Source organism: Pseudomonas sp. LS_2 (genome assembly GCF_042709235.1).
Taxonomy (GTDB): Bacteria; Pseudomonadota; Gammaproteobacteria; order Pseudomonadales; family Pseudomonadaceae; genus Aquipseudomonas.
Genome location: NZ_JAVAYC010000030.1, coordinates 12,625 through 31,425, shown reverse-complemented (window position 1 = coordinate 31,425; position 18,801 = coordinate 12,625). Strand labels below are relative to the sequence as shown.

Genomic DNA, 18,801 nt, shown 5'->3' with positions numbered 1-18,801 from the left:
GCGCACGGTGACGCCAGTCATCGTCAGCATTGAACCGTCTCGCTCGGCGGGTACTCAACCCAAAGCAAGTTCTTACATCCACTCCGTGATGAGGTAACGCCATGAACGCTATCGACTTACTGATCCAGGATCACAAGCTGGTGAAGAAACTGCTCGAGGAGCTCTCGACTACCACCGAGCGAGCAGTGAAGAAACGTGCCGAGCTACTGCACAGGATCGAGCAGGAGCTACAGATTCACACCACACTCGAAGAAGAAATCCTCTACCCGGCCATCAAGCAAGCCGGCGGCAAGGAAGAAGCGAAAATGTACTACGAGGCCAAGGAGGAACATCGCACGGTTGACGCGCTTGTTCTACCTGATCTGCTGCATACCGAAACCGGTACCGTCGAATTCGCCGGGCGGGTGAAAGTTATGAAAGAGCTGCTGGAACACCATATCGAGGAAGAAGAAAGCGAGCTCTTCCCAACGGCCAAGAAGCTGCTCGGCAAGGACGTCCTGGAAGAGCTTGGCCACACCATGGAAATGCAGAAGAAGATGCTCAAGGGCGAACAGCGCGCCGCGTGAGGTAGCAACTACCTGCCAGCTTTCGCGAAGCTGGCAGGTATCCAGATGCGGATATCAAACCTGTCATTGGGAACGGCTTCATGGAATTTGGGATTGAGTTGTTGGAATGGCCAGCCATGCTGATGACCGTGCTGGCAGCGTGGTGCATCGGTTCGCGCCGTCCGGGAAGAAGGAAAGTAGGGTTCTGCTGTTTCATCGCAAGCAATGTGCTGTGGGCCATTTGGGGCTGGCATGCACAAGCCTGGGCCTTGATCATTCTGCAGTGCTGCCTGTGCGCCATGAATTTGCGGGGTTGGAAGAAAAACACGCAGCTGGAAGTTACCGGGTGATAACCCTGGACACTTTATCGACCGTGCTGGGTAATTGACTAAGTGCCATTAGCCATAAGTGGCTGTTCAATACTATTTTGCCTCTACCACCGTTTGGTGGTTTCAAATCACGCGATCTGTCATTGCAGCTACCATGGAGGTTCGGGCGCTACTCGCGCCTACGCAACCCGTCACGTCAGCAGCAGGGACCTCGCTCATGAACGACATATCGAGATCGCAAGGAGCCGTTCCGCTGCCAAGGAATGAACGTAGCCGTGTCTATGACAGCGAGCTGCGCTTTCGAGCCTTGGTTATAGCGACCAGCACGATGGTTTACCGAATGAGTGCCGACTGGAAAGAGCTTCGAGAGCTTACCGGCAAAGGCTTTCTGGAAGAAGTGACCGAACCGAGTACGCAGTGGCTGGAGACGTATGTGGCCGTTGAGGATCGGCCAGCGGTAGTGGCGGCTATCAATAAAGCCATACAGCAAAAATCTGTCTTCGAATTAGAACATCGTATCAAGCTGCCTGACGGTAGTTCAGGTTGGACCGAATCTCGAGCGGTACCGATTTTCGGCGACGCTGGTGAAATTGTTGAATGGTTCGGCGCTGCAAGCGATGTGACCGAACGCCACCGAGCGAATGCTCGCTTGCGTGAAAGCGAAGATGCTTTCAAAGCCCTGGCAGATAGCTTGCCCGACCTGGTATGGATAACCGACCGCGCTGGGAACTTTGAATTTGTCAATCGGCGATGGCGAGACTATTTCGGGCCGGATGCACTCACCGCCAACGGCAATTTGATGGCCCGCAACCGAATTCATCCCGAAGACTTCGAGCACTCTTCCATGTGCTTCCAGACGGCAGTAGCCACCCAGACGCCATTCACCACGGAACACCGTCTTCTTGGCCGCGATGGTAAATACCGATGGTATGTCATCAAAGCAAATCCCTACCTTGATCCTGAAGCAGGCAAGACCCTCCGTTGGTATGGCACCTCCGTCAACGTCCAGCGTCAGCATGAGGCGGAAGATCAGTTGCGAGGCCTCAACCAGCAGCTGGAATGCCAGATTGCCGAAGGCACCAGGGAACTGGAGGCCGCTGAGAACCAAGTGCGTCAACTACAGAAGCTGGAGGCACTCGGGCAGCTGACCGGTGGTGTCGCTCACGATTTCAACAATATGCTTACCGTCATTCGCAATGCTGCAGACCTTATGCAGCTCAAAACCTTGACCGAAGAAAAGCAGCATTTCTACCTCAAATTGATACTCGCGACAGCGGATCGCGCCGCGAAAATCACCGGGCGACTTCTGGCATTTTCCAGGAAACAGGTCTTGCGGCCTGAAGTATTTCCTGTCGCTGATCGCGTGGAAGAGGTCGCAGAAATGCTGCAACAGATGGTGGGGGATCGTGTCGATATTGCCGTGGATACCGGGGCCACTGATCGTTACGTCCAGGCAGATCCGAATCAGTTTGAAACGGCCTTGATGAATCTTGTAGTGAATGCACGAGATGCGATGGAGGATGAAGGCAAAATCGAAATAACCGTCACCGAAGCCGCACGAACAGACACTGCGCTGGCCGCAGAGGGTGTAAACATTGCGGTTTCAGATACCGGTCATGGCATCGACCCCAATCGTCTCCAGCAGATATTCGAACCTTTCTACACAACCAAAGACTTGGGTAAAGGGACTGGCTTGGGTCTGGCCCAGGTCCACGGATTCGCTCAGCAGTCCGGCGGGCAGGTCTCTGTAAAAAGTACGGTAGGCGAGGGTTCGATCTTTACCGTGACGCTGCCCATCGTGAAGCAACCGCTGAATCAACCTGACAAAGACGTCAACGATTCAAAGACGCCCTGCATCGGTAAAATTCTCATTGTCGAGGATAACCCTGAGGTCGCTGACTTCACCGCCAACATGCTGTCGGAGCTTGGCTTCGACAGCCTGATTGCAAGCGATGGTTCATCTGCGTTGTGCTTGCTGGAAAACGCTGATGGCTGCGTCGACTTCGTTTTTTCGGATGTCGTCATGCCAGGGATCAGTGGCATCGAGCTGGCCCAAGCCATACGCAAGCGCTGGCCCTGTATTGGGGTAGTGTTGACCAGCGGCTACGGCCAGGCCCTGAGTGAAGAGGTATCGGACACGTTCCCCGTACTGGCTAAACCTTACTCCGTTACACGTTTGTTGAATGCACTGAACAGAGTGGGCACGCGCTAGCGCCCCGTATGAGGCCATTTGTCGATCCCGCTGATCGAGCCCCGCGCCGGATCAACTCCAGCGCGGGCATTGCTCATTGCTGTCCGCTGTTGACCTTGCCGAGCTCCGCGCCGGTCAGCGGTTGCGCCTCCGGGTTGGACTGGGTGCGAAGCTTCATGGCCTCGGCCACCGCTGCGCTTTTCTCGTCGAGTTGAACGCTGGCCGTGCCGTCGCCGCCATCAACGGCTGGTTGGGGTTCGTCCACGTAAATCCAGTCTTGCCCCTCGTTCCACGCCCCGCGCATCTCCCCTCCCTGAGACAGGTTGAAGTAGGTGCGATTGAGCTCCGGGTCTCCTGGCAACTTGCCTTGCGGGAAGTTTGGCTGGATGGCGTGCAGCGCCTTCTCGAACGACATCTGGTGGGCGATCTCACGGCTCATCAGAAAACCCAAAGCATCTTTGATACCCGGGTCGTCGGTGACGTTGATCAGCCGTTCGTAGACGATCTTGGCGCGCGCCTCGGCGGCAATGTTCGAGCGCAGGTCGGCAGTCGGCTCGCCAATGGTATCGATGTAGGCCGCGCTCCAAGGTACGCCGGCAGAATTGACCAGTGGCGCCCCAGCCCCATACAGCAGGCTGGTGACATGGGAGTCGTTGCCGGCGCCGGTCAACGAGCGATAGAGCTCTCCCTCGGCCTCCACGCCTTCGGCCAGGCTGCCCTTGGCACCCTTGTTGAGCATCACCACAATCGAGCCGATGATCTCAAGGTGACTGAGTTCTTCGGTGGCGATGTCGTAGAGCATGTCCTTGCGTCCGCCATCGTCCTCACTGACCGCCTGGGTGAAATAGCGCATGGCTGCAGCCAACTCGCCCTGGGGGCCGCCGAACTGCTCCAGTAGCAAGTTGGCCAGGCCCGGGTTGGGTTGTGCCACGCGCACGGTGTATTGCAATCGCTTGTTGTGCATGAACATAAGCAGATCCTCATCAGCATGCAGGGGCAGCCAAGCTGCCCCTGCGGTCTCATTTCGGATGATTAGCGGTCGTCGTCACTCTTGCGACCGCCACCGTGGCTATGCTGGCCACCGACCCGCCCGGCTTCCGAGGCTTTTTCACGGTCATTGGCGAAGTTGCCTCCAGATACCTGGCCGCCCTTGTGGCCCGCTTCAGAGGCACGCTCAGGGTCGTTCTTGAAGTTGCCGCCCGAGGCCTGGCCACCCTTGTGTCCGGCTTCCGAGGCGCGTTCCGGATCGTTCTTGAAGTTGCCGCCTGACACCTGGCCGCCTTTATGCCCAGCCTCGGATGCCTTTTCCCGATCGTTGGCGAAGTTGCCAGGGTTGGTATTGGCGTTGCCACCTTGATTCCCGCGGTTGTCTTGATTGCTAGCCATGATTGAAACCTCATGTCGATAAATACACAGGAAGGTCTGTGTTCATTAGTGACATGGCAAAAGCGGCTCATTGTGCAAAGGATTTCGAATGCCTGGACGAAAGGCTCTAATGAATGTTGGCCTTTACTCTTGTGAAAAAGATCCTCGCGACGGGGCATACCGGCCGCACGTATCAATGGCCCTGAAAGCCTTGAGCTAAGTTAGTCGGTGCGCGAATTACCACTGACGGGCAGCCAGTTGTCCGTTGGGCTGAACGGATGCAACGCGATAACGATCCACACCCCAGAGTCGTTAATTCCACTTCTTGAAAGGGCATCGATAATGGCCAGTTATCTGTACTTGATCAGTTACATACTCGACAACCAACCCGGCACCTGCGAGTTGCGCAGCGACCAGGAAGACTTGAGCCGCGAAGCGGCGCGCGATTACCTGCAAGGCCTGCATCGGAATGAAGCGTCATCGTTCACTGACGTGCAAGTGCAGCGGCTGGAGCATGACCACGAGCCGGGTACATCGCCTGGGCATTACCAACAACCTTGAGCAGGTATCGGCATGAATGCGTTCACTGATGAAATAGCCCAGGAACGCCGCCGGCTCGTCGCGATCAATGACTGGTTTGTGCTTTACGACGACATCGAGCGAAGACGCGATTGCCCAAGCACTTACCACGAACAATTGCTGCGCCGGGCCGACGAAATGGACCGTCTAGGGTTGGTGGACTGGCGCGAATGGCGCGACCTGCGGCGGCTGGCCGATCGCGGTTTTCTCCGCGCGATAGCGGGTACCGACTACCACGCTGTCTAGCGACCAGCGGGCTGGCATGGGGCAAGCCCATGCAGCCTGAACCGTCATGCCGTCATCAACGCTTGAGGTCTGGGTCGGCGTCCTTGAGGTTTTTCTGCCCGATTGGATCGATATCGCCAGGGTTTCTCGGGTCCTGGCGTTTGTCGATGTCCGGCGCCGGGGTGAGCTGCAACAACGCGTTGGTATAGGCCCATTCCTCCTGCACCTTGTCCGGATGATCGTTCAACTGCATGCCATAGGACGGAATGATGTGTTTGATCTTTTGCTGCCAGTCAGGCGAAGCGACTCTGTCCGCGAATACCCGGGTGAGCAAGTCGAGCATGATCGGCGGCGCAGTGGAAGCTCCCGGCGAGGCGCCGAGCAGACCGGCGATACTGCCATCCTTGGATGCCACGACTTCAGTGCCGAGCTTGAGCACGCCGCCCACGTCCGGATCTTTCTTGATGATCTGAACCCGCTGCCCCGCCTGCCACAGGCGCCAGTCCTCTTTCTTGGCATGGGGGAAATACGTCTGCAGCGCCTCGAAGCGGTCATCGTCAGACTGCAGCACTTGGCCGACCAGGTATTGCACAAGGTCGAACTCTCGCACCCCAACGCGAACCATCGGCCAGGTATTGTGCAGACTCATGCTGGCGAAAAGATCGAGCAGCGAGCCCTGTTTGAGGAACTTGGTTGAAAAGGTTGCGAACGGACCGAACAGGATCATGCGCTTGCCATCGAGCACCCGGGTATCGAGGTGCGGTACCGACATTGGCGGCGCGCCAGTAGCGGCGATGCCGTAGGCCTTGGCCATGTGGCGCTGTGCGATGGCTGGGTTGTCGGTAACCAGGAACGAGCCGCCCACGGGGAAGCCAGCATAGTCCTTGGCCTCGTCGATGCCTGCCTTCTGAAGCAACGGGAGCGCCGCGCCCCCCGCACCGATGAACAGGAAGCGAGCATTGGTGGCGGCTTTACTGCCATCCTTGAGGTTCTTGTACTCCACGTGCCACGAACCGTCGTCGTTGCGGGTGATGTCCTGCACTTCGGTGGAGACCTTCAGGTTGAAGTTTGGCCGGGTTTGCAGGTAGCCCACATACTGGCGTGTGATCTCGCCGAAGTTCACGTCGGTGCCGATGGGCGTCCAGGTGGCCGCGAGCTTCTGGTTGGGGTCGCGGCCTTCCATCATCAGGGGTGCCCACTTGGCGATCTGGGCTGGGTCCTCGGAATACTGCATGGGGCGGAACAGCGGGCTGGCCTGCAGCGCCTCAAAGCGTTTCCTCAAAAAGCGGATGTTGTCGTCGCCCCAGACAAAACTCATGTGCGGGGTGGTGTTGATGAACGAACGCGGGTTCTTCAGCACACCCTGCTTGACCTGCCAGGCGAGGAACTGCCGGGTGATCTGGAACGATTCGTTGATTTCCACCGCCTTGGTGATGTCGATCTTGCCGTTCTTTTCCGGGGTGTAGTTCAGTTCCGCCAGCGCTGAGTGGCCGGTGCCGGCATTGTTCCAGCCGTTAGAGCTTTCTTCGGCCACCTGGTCGAGGCGCTCGATCATCTGCATCGTCCAGCCAGGTTCCAGTTCGTTGAGCCACACCGCCAGCGTCGAGCTCATGATGCCGCCTCCGACCAGCAATACATCGACTCGCCCAGGCTCGGCAGCTTGAGCCTGGAGAATGGCACAGGTCAGGCCGAGCATGGCCCACCTGCGTGTCGTCTTGATCTTCATATTCGCTCCATGGAGGCGCGGTGCCTCGATTCTTTGCGGGTGTGAAGTTTCGAGGATTGCAAGCGTGGGGCAGTTCAAAAACATCCGGTTGAGTACCAGACGCAAGCTCGAACCGGGTCAGACATCCGTTCATCGGGAGGGTCGAAGATAGGAACAACCTTTGGCGGGGGCGTCCCTCAGAACATTTGTAGAGTTCATTCGACTCTCCGCATCAGGTACTTGGCCCGCCCCAGCGCGGGCCTTTTTTTGGCTTTGATGGCTGACGACTTGGCGGCCCGAAAAATAGGGCTGTTTGCGCCAGCTCGCCACGGCTTGCCCATTGCACCTGAAATAGAAGACCACTGCTCGTCCGGCCTCCTCGCGCCTCAATTTCTAGCCGGTTCGACATCCAGCGCCTTGCCTTCGGCAGCGACTCGCCTGGCATATCCGACGCCCCATACCAACGCCCGGCTCATGGTTTCGCCAGGGCGTCGGGCATAGGCTTGCTCGTACACGACCGAGCCATCGGCGCGATACACGCCGATGAACAACTGAGTGGCGCCCGTGCGTGACAAGCGCGCCTGCACCTCGAGGCAGGTTCCGCTATCGAGCGTTTCCTCATGGACTTGGTGGTGCAGGATCGGGTCGCACCACTGTGTATAGGTTTTGCCTCTTCTTTTCATCTGCCTGCCCTCGCCGTTGTTGTCAGCGGTAGATCACCTCCAGCGCTTGATCAGTCCAAATCAAATGACGCCGTCGGACAGTCGGCCGAGTTGTACAAAATGGTTTTCTTGTACATCCCATTCGTCGTCAATCCGCAAATCTCTTACAACCTTTGTTTCGTCGCTGTCCTTCTAACGCCACAAGCAAAACATCTGGCAACTTTCTACAGGACGAGATCATGGCCACGGGATTCTTCAAGGTCGCAAGGCTGCTCGGGTTGATGTTGCTGGGCCTTATCGCCTTGCAACTGTCGGGTTGCGACATGGTGCTGTTCAACCCCAAAGGCCAGGTTGGACTGGAACAACGCAACCTGATCATCCTGGCCACGCTGCTGATGCTGATCGTGGTGGTCCCGGTGATGATCATGACGCTGCTGTTCTCGGTGCATTACCGCGACTCCAATAAAAAGGCGCGCTACACCCCCGACTGGAGCCACTCGCCCGCCATCGAAGCGGTAGTCTGGGGTGTGCCGCTGCTCATCATCATCGTGCTCGGCGTCGTGACCTGGCGCTCCACCCATGCGCTGGACCCGTACCGCCCACTTGTGGCCGACCGCCCTGCGATAAAAGTGCAGGTGATCGCCACCGACTGGAAATGGCTGTTCGTCTACCCAGCGCTGGGCATCGCCTCGGTCAATGAACTGGCCATGCCTGTGGACACCCCAGTGGATTTTCGGGTGACCTCCGATGGCGCCATCACTTCGTTCTTCATCCCGGCGCTTGGCGGGCAGATCTACGCCATGGCGGGCATGCAGACCCAGCTGCACCTGGTCGCCAACCACCAGGGCACCTACACCGGCATCGCCGCCAACTACAACGGGCCGGGTTTTTCCGACATGCATTTCAAGGCCCTGGCACTCGACCAGGCTGGCTTTGACGCCTGGGTAACAAAGGTACGCGGGTCACAGCACCGGCTCGACCAGACGCGCTATGCGCAGTTGGCCAAACCCAGCGTCGCCCACCCCGTGGAGCACTACGCCAAGGTGGACGATGGGCTGTTCCAGTCGCTGATCGACAAGTACCGGGGTATCGACCGCTCGCGCGACGTCGAACGCCGCCTGGGTGTTCCTGACGATGAATCGCCGCAAGGCAGCAAGGAGTGACGCACATGTTCGGAAAATTGAGCTGGGACGCCATTCCCCTGGACGAGCCCATCATCATGTACACCCTCGCGGTGGTCGGCCTGATCGGCTTTTGCGGCGTTGCGGCGATTACCTGCAAGCGCAAATGGACGTATCTGTGGAAGGAGTGGTTCACCTCGGTCGACCACAAGCGCATCGGCGTGATGTACATCGTCGTCGCCCTGGTGATGCTGCTGCGCGGCTTTGCCGACGCGCTGATGATGCGTACCCAGCAAGCCATGGCGTCGGACGGTTCGCCCGGGTATCTGCCGCCAGAACACTACGACCAGATCTTTACCGCTCACGGCGTCATCATGATCTTCTTCATGGCCATGCCGTTCGTGGTCGGCCTGATGAATATCGTCGTGCCGTTGCAGATCGGCGCTCGCGACGTGGCCTATCCGTTTCTCAACGCGGTGAGCTTCTGGCTGTTCGTTGCCGGGGCCGTGCTGGTGAACATCTCACTGGGAATCGGTGAATTCGCCCGCACCGGATGGGTCGCCTACCCACCCTTGTCCGGCATTGGCTATAGCCCTGGCGTGGGCGTGGATTACTACATCTGGTCATTGCAGATATCCGGCGTCGGCACCTTGCTGACCGGGCTGAATTTCTTCGTCACCATCCTCAAGATGCGCACCACCGGCATGACCTTGTTTCGCATGCCGGTATTCACCTGGACGGTGCTGTGCACCTCGATCCTGATTCTGGCCGCGTTCCCGATTCTCACCGCCACCTTGTTCATGCTCAGCCTGGACCGCTACCTGGGCATGCATTTCTTCACCAACGAGATGGGCGGCAACCCGATGATGTACATCAACCTGATCTGGGCCTGGGGCCACCCGGAGGTGTACATCCTGATCCTGCCGGCGTTCGGCATCTTTTCGGAAGTGGCCTCGACCTTTTCGCGCAAGCGCCTGTTCGGCTATTACTCGCTGGTGTGGGCGACCATCGTCATCACCCTGCTGTCGTTCATCGTCTGGGTACACCACTTCTTCACCATGGGCGCCGGGCCGAACGTCAACGCGTTCTTTGGCATCATGACCATGATCATCGCCGTTCCCACCGGGGTGAAAATCTTCACCTGGCTGTTCACCATGTACCGCGGCCGAGTGCGCTTCGAGACACCGATGCTGTGGACGGTGGGCTTCATCGTCACCTTCAGCATCGGCGGCATGACCGGGGTGCTGCTGGCGGTGCCGGGCGCCGACTTCCTGCTGCACAACAGCCTGTTCCTGATCGCTCATTTCCATAACGTGATCATTGGCGGCGCGGTGTTCGGCTACCTGTGCGGCCTGACCTACTGGTTCCCCAAGGCGTTCGGTTTCAAGCTCTACGACCCGCTGGGCCGCGCCGCCTTCTGGTGCTGGCTGGCGGGCTTCTACCTCGCCTTCATGCCGTCTTACTTCCTCGGCTTCATGGGCATGACCCGGCGCCTGAACCATTTCAACGTGCCGGAGTGGCGGCCGTTGCTGCTGCTGGAAATGGTCGGCGTGCTGATCATCCTGTGCGGCGTAGCCTGCCAGGTGATGCAACTGATCGTGAGCATCCGCAAGCGCCACGAAAACCGCGACCGCACGGGCGACCCGTGGGACGGACGCACCCTGGAATGGGCCACCGCTTCGCCACCGCCGTTTTACAACTTCGCCGAGCAACCGGTGGTGCATGGCATTGACGCTTATTGGGGAATGAAGGAACGCGGCGTGAAAACCCTGATAGAGGCGGACTTTCGCAAGATCCACATGCCGTGCAACACCAGCCTGGGGCTCGTGATCGGTGCCTTGAGCACCGTGCTGGGCTTCGCCTTGGTATGGCATATCTGGTGGCTGGTGATCGCCAGCCTGCTGGCCACGGTGACGACACTGATCGTGCGCAGCTACGACCAGCATACCGAGTACTACGTGACGGCCGAGGAAGTCGAACGCGTGGAAACCGAACGGCGTCAACTGATGGCGGAGGCCTGAGCCATGTCGCATATCGTCTTGAACGAAAGCGCTCACCAGCAGGAGCAAGGCTACGAGGATGCGGGCTCACTGAGCCTGTTCGGCTTCTGGATCTACCTGATGACCGACTGCATCCTGTTCGCCACGTTGTTCGCAACTTACGCGGTGCTGGGCCAGTCCATCGCTGGCGGCCCTGGCCCAGCGGACATTTTCGAACTGCCGTATGTGCTGGGAGAAACCAGCGTGCTGCTGCTCAGCAGTATCACCTATGGCTACGCCATGCTGGCCAACCACCGCAAGGACAAGCGCCGGGTGCTGCAGTGGCTGGGCGTCACCTTCGTGCTGGGCCTGGGTTTCATCGCCCTGGAGGTGAACGAATTCCATCACCTGATCGCCGCGGGCTACGGGCCGCAGCGCAGCGCGTTCCTCACGGGGTTCTTCACCCTGGTCGGCACCCATGGCCTGCATGTGCTGATCGGCCTGGTGTGGATGGCGCTGCTGATGCTCCAAGTCCAACAACGCGGCCTGTGCTGCGTCAATTCCACACGGCTGAGCTGCCTGAGTCTGTTCTGGCATTTCCTCGACATCGTGTGGGTGTGCGTATTCACCGTCGTCTATCTGTTCGGAGTGATCTGATGAGCAGCGAAAGCCAGGTTCACAGCAGTGCCGGCGCCAGCCAGTCGAGCCATAGGACATACAACATCGGTTTCGTGCTGGCTGCGCTGCTGACGTTTGTTCCCTTTGGGCTGGCCATGTACCCGAGCCTGCCGCGCAGCGCCACCTTTCTTCTCGTGCTGGCCTGCGCAGTCATCCAGATTCTGGTGCACATGGTGTTCTTCCTGCATCTGGGCACGGCGCGCGAGCAGCGCTGGAGCATGGTGGCACTGGTGTTCACCGTGGTGATCATCGTGCTGTTGGTCGGGTTGTCGCTTTGGATCATGTACTACGTGCACTTCAACATGCTCGGCTTGTGAAGCGCAGAGGCCCAAGGGCGGCGTCTCTTCATCAAACGGCCTGAAGCCCACGGGCTGGTGGTCAGCGTCAGCAGGCGCGACCTCGAACCGGAGCGGAGTTCGGCAAGGTCGACAGTACGCAGCAATGCGCAATGCTCGCGCCGGAAGTGCTCCGGCGCGAGGTCGTACCCTTAGCGCTTGGCTTCGGCGTCAGGGTCGGCCGAGCGGGCCAGGAATGCGCGGGTTATCTGCGGCAGATGTTCCTTGAGCCATTCGGCCATCGCCACTTCTTCCTTGAGAATCGAGCGACAAGCCTGCGCGGTGGCACTGTCTCCGACCGCCTCGGCCGCTTCGATGAGCACGGTGTAGGAAGCGATTTCCATGTTCTCGAACACGTACCCCGCCATGGCGCCCTTGACCACCTCGTCGCTCATGGTCATCCCGCCCACTGCCTGCCCGAATGCCATGAGCTTGCCGGCCAGGTCCTTGAAGGTCGATGTGCTGCCGCCCAGACGCTCGATGCACTCCACCAGCAGGCGCTGCTGGCCATGGGTCTCTTCGATGTGCCTGACGATGCGGCCCTTGAGCTCAGGGTAGTGCTCCAGGCGCTCTGCCTGGCCTTTGAGCATGCTTTCTGCCTGCTGCTCCATGGCATGCGCATCCCGCAGCCAGTCGAGCAGGTTATCCGTTGGAGTTGCCATGATCAGTACCTCGCTTCCAGTGATGGGTATCTGTTCAGAGAACCCCAGTGGCTACTTCGGTCGGATGGATCGACGAATGGTGCCAGGCGCGCCAGCACGGCAAGGCCCAAGAGAGCGTATTCAGCCAGGGTCTGGCAGCAGCAGGACCCGTATCCGATACCGTCGGACTTATTGATCTGAACTTTGCTGACTGCCATGGCTTCCCCTGCATACCTATCACGGAAATATTCGGCTGCAGGAGCTGATACTCATGAGAGCATTGACCTACCACGGAGCACATGACGTCAGGGTAGATAACGTCCCTGACCCCATCATCGAGCAAGCAGATGACATCATCCTCAGGGTGACCGCCACAGCCATCTGCGGCTCGGACCTTCATCTCTATCGAGGCAAAATTCCGGAAACCGAAGCTGGCGACATCTTCGGCCATGAGTTCATGGGCATCGTCGAGGACACTGGCAGCGCCGTCACGAACCTTCAGGTCGGCGACCGCGTGGTGATTCCATTCGTGATCGCCTGCGGCAGCTGCTTCTTCTGCCAGCACGACCTGTTTGCCGCTTGCGAAACCACCAACACGGGGCGGGGCGCAATCATCAATAAAAAAAGCATTCCGCCGGGCGCCGCCTTGTTCGGATACAGCCATCTCTACGGCGGTATCCCTGGCGGGCAAGCTGACTATGTCAGGGTGCCCAAGGGTAACGTCGGCCCATTCAAAGTGCCCACCGCCCTGGCCGATGACAAGGTGCTGTTTCTCTCGGACATTCTGCCGACCGCTTGGCAGGCGGTCACCAATGCCGAGATCGGCCAGGGTTCATCGGTGGCGATCTATGGCGCCGGGCCAGTGGGCTTGCTGAGCGCCGCCTGTGCGCGAATGCTCGGCGCCCAGACCATCTTCATGGTCGATGACAACGATTACCGCCTGGCCTACGCACAAGAGGCTTACGGCGTCATCGCCATCAACTTCGAGCAGGACGATGATCCTGCGGACAGCATCATCCGTCAGACGCCAGGCATGCGCGGCGTCGATGCGGTGATCGACGCAGTCGGCTTCGAGGCCAAAGGCAGCACGGCCGAAACAGTGATGACAGCGCTGAAGATCGAAGGCAGCAGTGGCAAGGCGCTGCGCCAGAGTATCGCTGCGGTTCGTCGTGGCGGGGTCGTCAGCGTGCCAGGTGTGTACGCCGGTTTCATCCACGCCTTCATGTTCGGCGATGCCTTCGACAAGGGCCTCACCTTCAAGATGGGCCAGACCCACGTGCAGAAATTCCTGCCCGAACTACTGGAGCACATCGAAGCGGGACGCCTGCAACCGGAACTGATCGTCACCCACCGGCTGGCACTCGAAGAGGCAGCCATGGGTTACAAGATGTTCGATCAGAAGCAGGACAACTGCCGCAAGGTCATCCTTGTGCCAGGCGCTGCCGCGGGCACCCTCGGCCCGGGCCATGTGTAGAGGAGCCAAGATCATGAACGGTCTCGCCAGCTACTTCTGGATTGCCGTCGCGGCAATTCTTCTGCTCATCGATTTGTGGGCCATCGTCAGCGTGTTCCGCAGCGACAAGACGGATGCAGTCAAAGCGGCCTGGGCCCTCTTGATAGTGGCGCTACCGCTTGTTGGCCTGGGTATCTGGGGCGTTGCTGGCCCGCGAGGCATCAAGCGAGGCACCGGACCTACTTCTGACGAGCACAGCAAAGGCTGACGTTTCGCCGTCCAGCCAAAAGGGGTTTGCAACATGATCGATCAAGCGACAGGCATGAAATCAGGCGAACGCTATCGCGTGGAAAACGTGGAGCGGGCACATCAGTTTCCAGGCTTCTTTCAAGACGGAAAGTATTACCTCGGCCCTGAGCTTCTGACCGCCGTGGGGTGGTTGGAAGGCACACGCTTCATCTACGACAGCCTGGATGCCGAAGGTGAACCCGTGTTTCCAAACCGCGAGGCAGGCACGGTTGAAGGGTTGATGCTAACCCTGGTGGATGGCACCGCTCTGGAGATCTCGCGGATCGAGGCCAGCGAACCCATTGCTGCTCTTGACCCCAGCACGCCTGCCACAGGACGAGAGGCCCACGAGGGCGGCTATCCGATCAAGGGGCCGCTGCGCGACAAAGTCGTGGTGATCACGGGGGCTTCCAGCGGCATAGGCCGAGCAGCCGCCCATGCATTTGCCTGCAAAGGTGCACGCCTGGTGCTGGCGGCACGCGATGAGGAAGCGCTGTTCGACGTCCTGGATGAATGCACCGATTGCGGTACCGACGCCATAGCGATTACGACCGACGTTACCCACAGCGACCAGGTTCAAGCGCTGGCGGCAAAGGCCGCAGATTTTGGCCATGGACGGATAGACATCTGGGTCAACAACGCCGGCGTGGGCGCGGTCGGCAATTTCGAAAAAACGCCCCTGGAAGCCCATGAGCAAGTCATTCAGACCGACCTGATCGGTTACCTGCGTGGCGCCCATGCAGCGATTCCACTCTTCAAGGCGCAAGGTAGCGGCATACTGATCAACACGCTGTCACTGGGCAGTTGGGTGGCCCAACCCTATGCAGCCGCGTATTCGGCGAGCAAGTTCGGCTTGCGTGGGCTGACTGACGCGTTGCGCGGTGAGTTGACGGAGTTTCCCGACATCCATGTGTGCGATATCTATCCTGCCGTCATGGACACACCGGGCTTTCGAGACGGCGGCAACTACACGGGACATGCGCTGAAACCGCCAGGCCCTGTATATGACCCCGAGCGGGTGGCCAAGGCCATGGTGGCCTGCGCGATCTCACCTCAAGCTCACACCACCGTCGGCGCTACCGCTCGCCTCGCGCATCTGGCCAGCTACCTGGTACCGGGGCTGCCTCTGTTGTCGGGGTGGCTGACGCGTCGCGGCATTGATCGCAGCCCCAGCGCCGAAGCATCGTCAGGCAACCTTTTCCAGCCTCCGCGTGGCAGGAGGGGGATCGACGGTGGCTGGAGGCACCCGAAAAACAAAATGCCGCTGCTACTCGGCGCGGCGGCGCTCGGGATCCTGCTGGGTTTGACGATGACTCGTTCCCGAAGCAGAAACCACTAGAGCTACGGTTTTCGTAGCCGGGGGTGGACGGCGTGTTCTTGCGAGCCGACGGCCATCCCTCCTTCCTTGCGCCAATCCACCCGATACAAACCAAACCCTCCCCAAACGTTCGCGAACAAAGCTTGTGGGCACCACAGACGCTTGCACCGCTTCTTTCGCGCACCCCGTCGGCCCCAGCGCAAAGCCATTGAGCGAACGCCTGATACGGGACGTCCTAATTGAACACAGACTTTCCTGTGTAGCGACATGAGGTGGAAGATCATGGCTAACAACCAGACCAATCGTGGCAACCAAGGTGGTAGTGCACAAAACAACCCAGGCAATTTTGCCAATGACCGCGAGAAGGCGTCGGAGGCCGGTCGCAAAGGCGGCCAGAGTTCTGGGGGCAACACTGGCAACGATCGTGAGCGCGCATCGGAGGCTGGCCGCAAAGGCGGCAAGTCCAGTCATGGCGGCGGTCGTGGTAGCCAAAACCGCTAACGAGTAGTTACACAGCGCCAGGGCATCCCCTGCCCTGGCTTTTTTCCTGAAGTCCCTTCACTGGATCTTTTCTCTGTACCCTCGGCAGGGGCCGGCTGCGGCTGAACGCTCGATCCGTGAGCGTGCCCAAGCCGCGTCTGAACCCCTGGCCGCACCCTTCATGCATGCACGCTCCATTGCACGGCATCAGCGGTGATGGGCAGTTCGTCGATGGCATGGATCATCCCGCTGGCCAATGCTTCCTCCGGCCCCAGGATGCGCGGATAGGCCATCAGATAGCGTGGCACGTCGAGCACGTCGCTTGAGCCTTCGGTCCGCTCGGCGACGATCTGCGCATACAGGCGTAGATCGTAGTCCAGGCTCATGGCGTATTCGGCCATCCGCGCATGGTCGACCGAACCGTGCAGAGTCCAGTGGAAGGGATGGAACAGGAACTTGCTGCAGGCACAGGCCGTGCGGTGGACACCAGCCAGAAACAGGATGTTGCCCATCGATTCGACCGTGCCCAAGTTATGGGTATGGACCGGTACCGGCAAGGCGCGAAGGAAGTTGTACAGGGTGAAACCGTAGCTGCATTCGCCACCCATGGTGGCGATGTTCAGTTGCAACACTTCGGCCCCCTGCTGCAGCGCCTTGGAGCAGGTATTGATGAGGTTGCCGCAGGTCGCGGAGTTGATCGGGCCGGTGTAGTGGATGATGTGTCTGGCCATGCCGTCCTCCAGGGTCAGTCAGGCGGTTTTTTTTCCGTGGCGTCGCTGCCCGGTGTCGCCGGGTCGTGCTCGCCCATCTGCTGATATTGCTTGCGTAGCGCATGCAGCTCGGCCGGCCCCAAGTCCTCGAGGTCGAGCAGCGCCTTGTGCGCCCGCTTGGTGGTGCGCAGCAGTTCGTCGATCTTGATGTGCAGTACATCGTTGTCGCGGTTCTGGGTGTTCTGGATCAGGAACACCATCAAGAAGGTGATGATCGTGGTCGAGGTGTTGATCACCAGTTGCCAGGTATCGTTGAAGTGGAAAAGCGGCCCGCTGACGCCCCAGGCGATGATCAGCATCACCGCGATGACGAAGGTCACCGGGCGTCCAGTGCGATTGGCCAGCCATTGGGCAAAACGATCGAATTTCATGGCCAGCCCTCCTTCAGGCCGGGTTGCCGGTTTCACCCGGCAGGCCTTCGATATCCGGGTCGTCCGGTTGCACCTCCGGCTCGTCGTCATCCGGTTGCATCGAGGGCTCGGGTTGATGGTCGTCGAAATCATGGTCGCTGTTCATGGCTTACCTCCATTTGCACCCTGGCATGCGGTGGAGGCCCGTAGCGCAGGCAAAGTTCCGGTTTTCTCTCCCCTGTCGGCGGGCAGCCCGCTGCACTTCCCCTGACACTGCACCGCTGTTGTTCAACCGCTAAATGTTGGCGCTGCGGTCCTTCAGGCTACTGGTCCGAAAACGCAGGAATCTTTGCAGCGCGATGAGGGGCTGCCCAGTCACAACTGAACACAGACCAGGGCGAAAGCTACCGCCCTCGACGAGGAGGCAGGCCATGATCGACCCCAACCATCCAGACCCTTATGTCGATGAAATTCCGCATGACCCCGGCGAAAAGGTACCCAAGCCCGAACCCGAACAGGAAGCGCCCGACTGGCCGGAAGGCCAGGTGCCACCCGAAGAGCAATCCGACGGATGACACGCCCCTCGCACCGAATCACGACACCTGAGCGCCAGCGCAGCCTGGGTCTTCATCAGGTGCGAGCTGCGATGGGTTTGTTCAAGCTGATCCGCCCCCCGACAGGTGCTCGGCAATGACTTGCTCCACCACGCTGCGCATCGCGTGGCGGTCATCGAGGCCGTCTTCTCGGGCCTGCGCATAGGCTGCACGCTGGCGGTCGGCACTGGTGCCATCGCGCAAAATGCGCCGGGCCCGCGTAAAGGCGCGCTCGGCATCAGCGGTGTCGGCCGGGCATTGCATCTGCAACTGCGCCAGCCAGGCTTCAGCGCTAACGGGCTGTTGTTCGTGGATGCCGATAAAGGTGGCATGGCGACCATGACGCAGGGCACGCCAGTAATTCTCCTGGGTAACCCAACGCATCTCGGGGCCCGCAAGGCCATGGCTACGATTCAATGCACGTTCCACGAGATGACGAAACAGACCGGCAACCGCCAGGGCATCGTCCAGGCGCGGGCAGCCATCGCAGATACGCAACTCGACCGTCGGAAAGCGTCGCGATGGCCGGATCGCCCACCAGAAGTCGCCATTCTCGGCCAAGCTGCCTGTACGTTGCAGCAGCGCCCGGTAGCGCTCGTAAGCGTTCCAGTCCGGCAAAGACTCCGGCAACCCCATATGCGGCCACTCTGCGCATACCACACGTCGGTAGCTCATGTACCCGGTATCCTGCCCGCCCCAGTACGCAGATGAGGTGGAGAGCGTCAAAAGCAAGGGCAGCCAGTACAGCACACGGTTGATTACCTGCATGCGATCAACGCCATTCGGCACCCCGACATGCACGTGCAAGCCGTTCAAGAGGCTGCGCTGGGCCACCATCCGGTAGTCGCTGAACAACTGGCGGAAATGCGAAGAGTCACGCGGGCGCTGGCGCAACCACTGGGCGCTGGGGTGGCTAGCCGCGCAGTACAGGCCCACGCCCTCTTCGGCCAGCGCCTGGCTCAAGCAATGGCGCTGCTCGGTGAAGAAGCCGCCAGCCTGGTGCAACGTGTCAAATACCGGGGAAACAATCTCGACCTGGCTGAGGAACATTTCCTCGGCGAACCAAGGCCCCAATGCATCGCGACAACAGCGGGTTACCGCCAGTGAAGGCGCGACGATGACCCGGCCGGTCTCCAGGTCGACCAGCAGATTTTCTTCCTCGATGCCAAACGTGCTAGGCCGCGCCATGGCGAC

22 protein-coding genes and 2 pseudogenes are annotated in these 18,801 nt (G+C 59.6%); 14 read left to right on the top strand and 10 right to left on the bottom strand.

Features of this window, described 5'->3' with window-relative positions; genetic code table 11:
* The first annotated feature begins 101 nt into the window (after positions 1-101).
* The 3 genes from RAC97_RS21085 (at position 102) to RAC97_RS21075 (ending at position 3,086) form a co-directional block, all read left to right on the top strand.
* On the top strand, positions 102-566 hold the full coding sequence (locus RAC97_RS21085) for a hemerythrin domain-containing protein (protein ID WP_375101504.1): 465 nt from the start codon (positions 102-104) through the stop codon (positions 564-566).
* A gap of 80 nt (positions 567-646) precedes the next feature.
* Complete coding sequence (locus tag RAC97_RS21080; RefSeq protein ID WP_375101505.1) at positions 647-895, top strand: hypothetical protein; 249 nt, start codon at positions 647-649, stop codon at positions 893-895.
* A 196-nt stretch (positions 896-1,091) separates the two neighbouring features.
* Positions 1,092-3,086, top strand: coding sequence for a PAS domain-containing protein (locus RAC97_RS21075; RefSeq protein ID WP_375101506.1), 1,995 nt, complete (start codon positions 1,092-1,094; stop codon positions 3,084-3,086).
* A 73-nt stretch (positions 3,087-3,159) separates the two neighbouring features.
* Here RAC97_RS21075 and RAC97_RS21070 read toward each other — a convergent pair whose 3' ends face one another.
* From RAC97_RS21070 to RAC97_RS21060, 3 genes and pseudogenes are all read right to left on the bottom strand, one after another.
* Positions 3,160-4,035 (bottom strand): manganese catalase family protein, encoded by an 876-nt coding sequence (locus tag RAC97_RS21070; protein WP_375101507.1) that lies wholly within the window; start codon positions 4,033-4,035, stop codon positions 3,160-3,162.
* 62 nt (positions 4,036-4,097) lie between these two features.
* A pseudogene (locus tag RAC97_RS21065) lies at positions 4,098-4,190 on the bottom strand (general stress protein); the annotation flags it as partial.
* Positions 4,191-4,451, bottom strand: a pseudogene (locus RAC97_RS21060) (general stress protein); the annotation flags it as partial.
* A gap of 321 nt (positions 4,452-4,772) precedes the next feature.
* Between RAC97_RS21060 and RAC97_RS21055 the strand changes: the two are divergent.
* Positions 4,773-4,991 carry a hypothetical protein gene (locus RAC97_RS21055; protein WP_375101508.1) on the top strand — a complete coding sequence of 73 codons (219 nt, stop codon included), beginning with the start codon at positions 4,773-4,775 and terminating at the stop codon, positions 4,989-4,991.
* A gap of 12 nt (positions 4,992-5,003) precedes the next feature.
* Positions 5,004-5,255, top strand: a complete 252-nt coding sequence (locus tag RAC97_RS21050; RefSeq protein WP_375101509.1) for a hypothetical protein — start codon at positions 5,004-5,006, stop codon at positions 5,253-5,255.
* Between the two features lie 55 nt (positions 5,256-5,310).
* Here RAC97_RS21050 and mqo read toward each other — a convergent pair whose 3' ends face one another.
* Positions 5,311-6,960 (bottom strand): malate dehydrogenase (quinone), encoded by a 1,650-nt coding sequence (gene mqo, locus RAC97_RS21045; protein WP_375101510.1) that lies wholly within the window; start codon positions 6,958-6,960, stop codon positions 5,311-5,313.
* 365 nt (positions 6,961-7,325) lie between these two features.
* A complete protein-coding gene (locus tag RAC97_RS21040; protein ID WP_375101511.1) occupies positions 7,326-7,622 on the bottom strand; it encodes a hypothetical protein in 297 nt (98 codons plus the stop codon).
* A 218-nt stretch (positions 7,623-7,840) separates the two neighbouring features.
* On the opposite strand from RAC97_RS21040, the gene cyoA reads away from it, so the two are divergent.
* From cyoA to cyoD, 4 genes are read left to right on the top strand one after another with little or no spacing between them, the layout of a single operon-like run.
* Positions 7,841-8,764 (top strand): ubiquinol oxidase subunit II, encoded by a 924-nt coding sequence (gene cyoA, locus RAC97_RS21035; protein WP_375101512.1) that lies wholly within the window; start codon positions 7,841-7,843, stop codon positions 8,762-8,764.
* A gap of 5 nt (positions 8,765-8,769) precedes the next feature.
* Positions 8,770-10,743, top strand: a complete 1,974-nt coding sequence (cyoB, locus tag RAC97_RS21030; protein WP_375101513.1) for a cytochrome o ubiquinol oxidase subunit I — start codon at positions 8,770-8,772, stop codon at positions 10,741-10,743.
* A gap of 3 nt (positions 10,744-10,746) precedes the next feature.
* On the top strand, positions 10,747-11,358 hold the full coding sequence (gene cyoC / locus RAC97_RS21025) for a cytochrome o ubiquinol oxidase subunit III (RefSeq protein WP_375101514.1): 612 nt from the start codon (positions 10,747-10,749) through the stop codon (positions 11,356-11,358).
* Complete coding sequence (gene cyoD / locus RAC97_RS21020) at positions 11,358-11,696, top strand: cytochrome o ubiquinol oxidase subunit IV (protein ID WP_375101515.1); 339 nt, start codon at positions 11,358-11,360, stop codon at positions 11,694-11,696. The genes cyoC and cyoD overlap by 1 nt, the downstream gene beginning before the upstream one ends.
* 170 nt (positions 11,697-11,866) lie before the next feature.
* Here cyoD and RAC97_RS21015 read toward each other — a convergent pair whose 3' ends face one another.
* Positions 11,867-12,376, bottom strand: coding sequence for a ferritin-like domain-containing protein (locus RAC97_RS21015; protein ID WP_375101516.1), 510 nt, complete (start codon positions 12,374-12,376; stop codon positions 11,867-11,869).
* Positions 12,377-12,626: 250 nt separating this feature from the next.
* On the opposite strand from RAC97_RS21015, the gene RAC97_RS21010 reads away from it, so the two are divergent.
* From RAC97_RS21010 to RAC97_RS20995, 4 genes are all read left to right on the top strand, one after another.
* Complete coding sequence (locus RAC97_RS21010; protein ID WP_375101517.1) at positions 12,627-13,829, top strand: zinc-dependent alcohol dehydrogenase; 1,203 nt, start codon at positions 12,627-12,629, stop codon at positions 13,827-13,829.
* A gap of 13 nt (positions 13,830-13,842) precedes the next feature.
* The gene (locus RAC97_RS21005) at positions 13,843-14,076 is read left to right on the top strand and encodes a PLD nuclease N-terminal domain-containing protein (RefSeq protein WP_010954786.1); all 234 of its coding nucleotides are present in this window, start codon (positions 13,843-13,845) and stop codon (positions 14,074-14,076) included.
* 33 nt (positions 14,077-14,109) lie between these two features.
* On the top strand, positions 14,110-15,435 hold the full coding sequence (locus tag RAC97_RS21000) for an SDR family oxidoreductase (protein ID WP_375101518.1): 1,326 nt from the start codon (positions 14,110-14,112) through the stop codon (positions 15,433-15,435).
* Between the two features lie 261 nt (positions 15,436-15,696).
* The gene (locus RAC97_RS20995) at positions 15,697-15,915 is read left to right on the top strand and encodes a general stress protein (RefSeq protein WP_375101519.1); all 219 of its coding nucleotides are present in this window, start codon (positions 15,697-15,699) and stop codon (positions 15,913-15,915) included.
* Between the two features lie 158 nt (positions 15,916-16,073).
* On the opposite strand, the gene RAC97_RS20990 is transcribed toward RAC97_RS20995, so the two are convergent.
* Genes RAC97_RS20990 through RAC97_RS20980 form a run of 3 tightly spaced genes read right to left on the bottom strand, consistent with a single transcriptional unit; the run spans position 16,074 to position 17,180 of the window.
* Entirely contained in the window at positions 16,074-16,625 is a 552-nt protein-coding gene (locus tag RAC97_RS20990; RefSeq protein WP_375101520.1) for an ATP-dependent Clp protease proteolytic subunit, read from the bottom strand.
* A 14-nt stretch (positions 16,626-16,639) separates the two neighbouring features.
* Entirely contained in the window at positions 16,640-17,035 is a 396-nt protein-coding gene (locus RAC97_RS20985) for a low affinity iron permease family protein (RefSeq protein WP_375101521.1), read from the bottom strand.
* Between the two features lie 13 nt (positions 17,036-17,048).
* Positions 17,049-17,180, bottom strand: a complete 132-nt coding sequence (locus tag RAC97_RS20980; RefSeq protein ID WP_375101522.1) for a hypothetical protein — start codon at positions 17,178-17,180, stop codon at positions 17,049-17,051.
* Between the two features lie 265 nt (positions 17,181-17,445).
* Between RAC97_RS20980 and RAC97_RS20975 the strand changes: the two genes are divergently transcribed.
* Positions 17,446-17,589, top strand: coding sequence for a hypothetical protein (locus RAC97_RS20975; RefSeq protein ID WP_375101523.1), 144 nt, complete (start codon positions 17,446-17,448; stop codon positions 17,587-17,589).
* Between the two features lie 81 nt (positions 17,590-17,670).
* Here the strand turns inward: RAC97_RS20975 and RAC97_RS20970 are convergent, their stop codons facing one another.
* Complete coding sequence (locus RAC97_RS20970; protein WP_375101524.1) at positions 17,671-18,795, bottom strand: carboxylate-amine ligase; 1,125 nt, start codon at positions 18,793-18,795, stop codon at positions 17,671-17,673.
* Between the last annotated feature and the right edge of the window lie 6 nt (positions 18,796-18,801).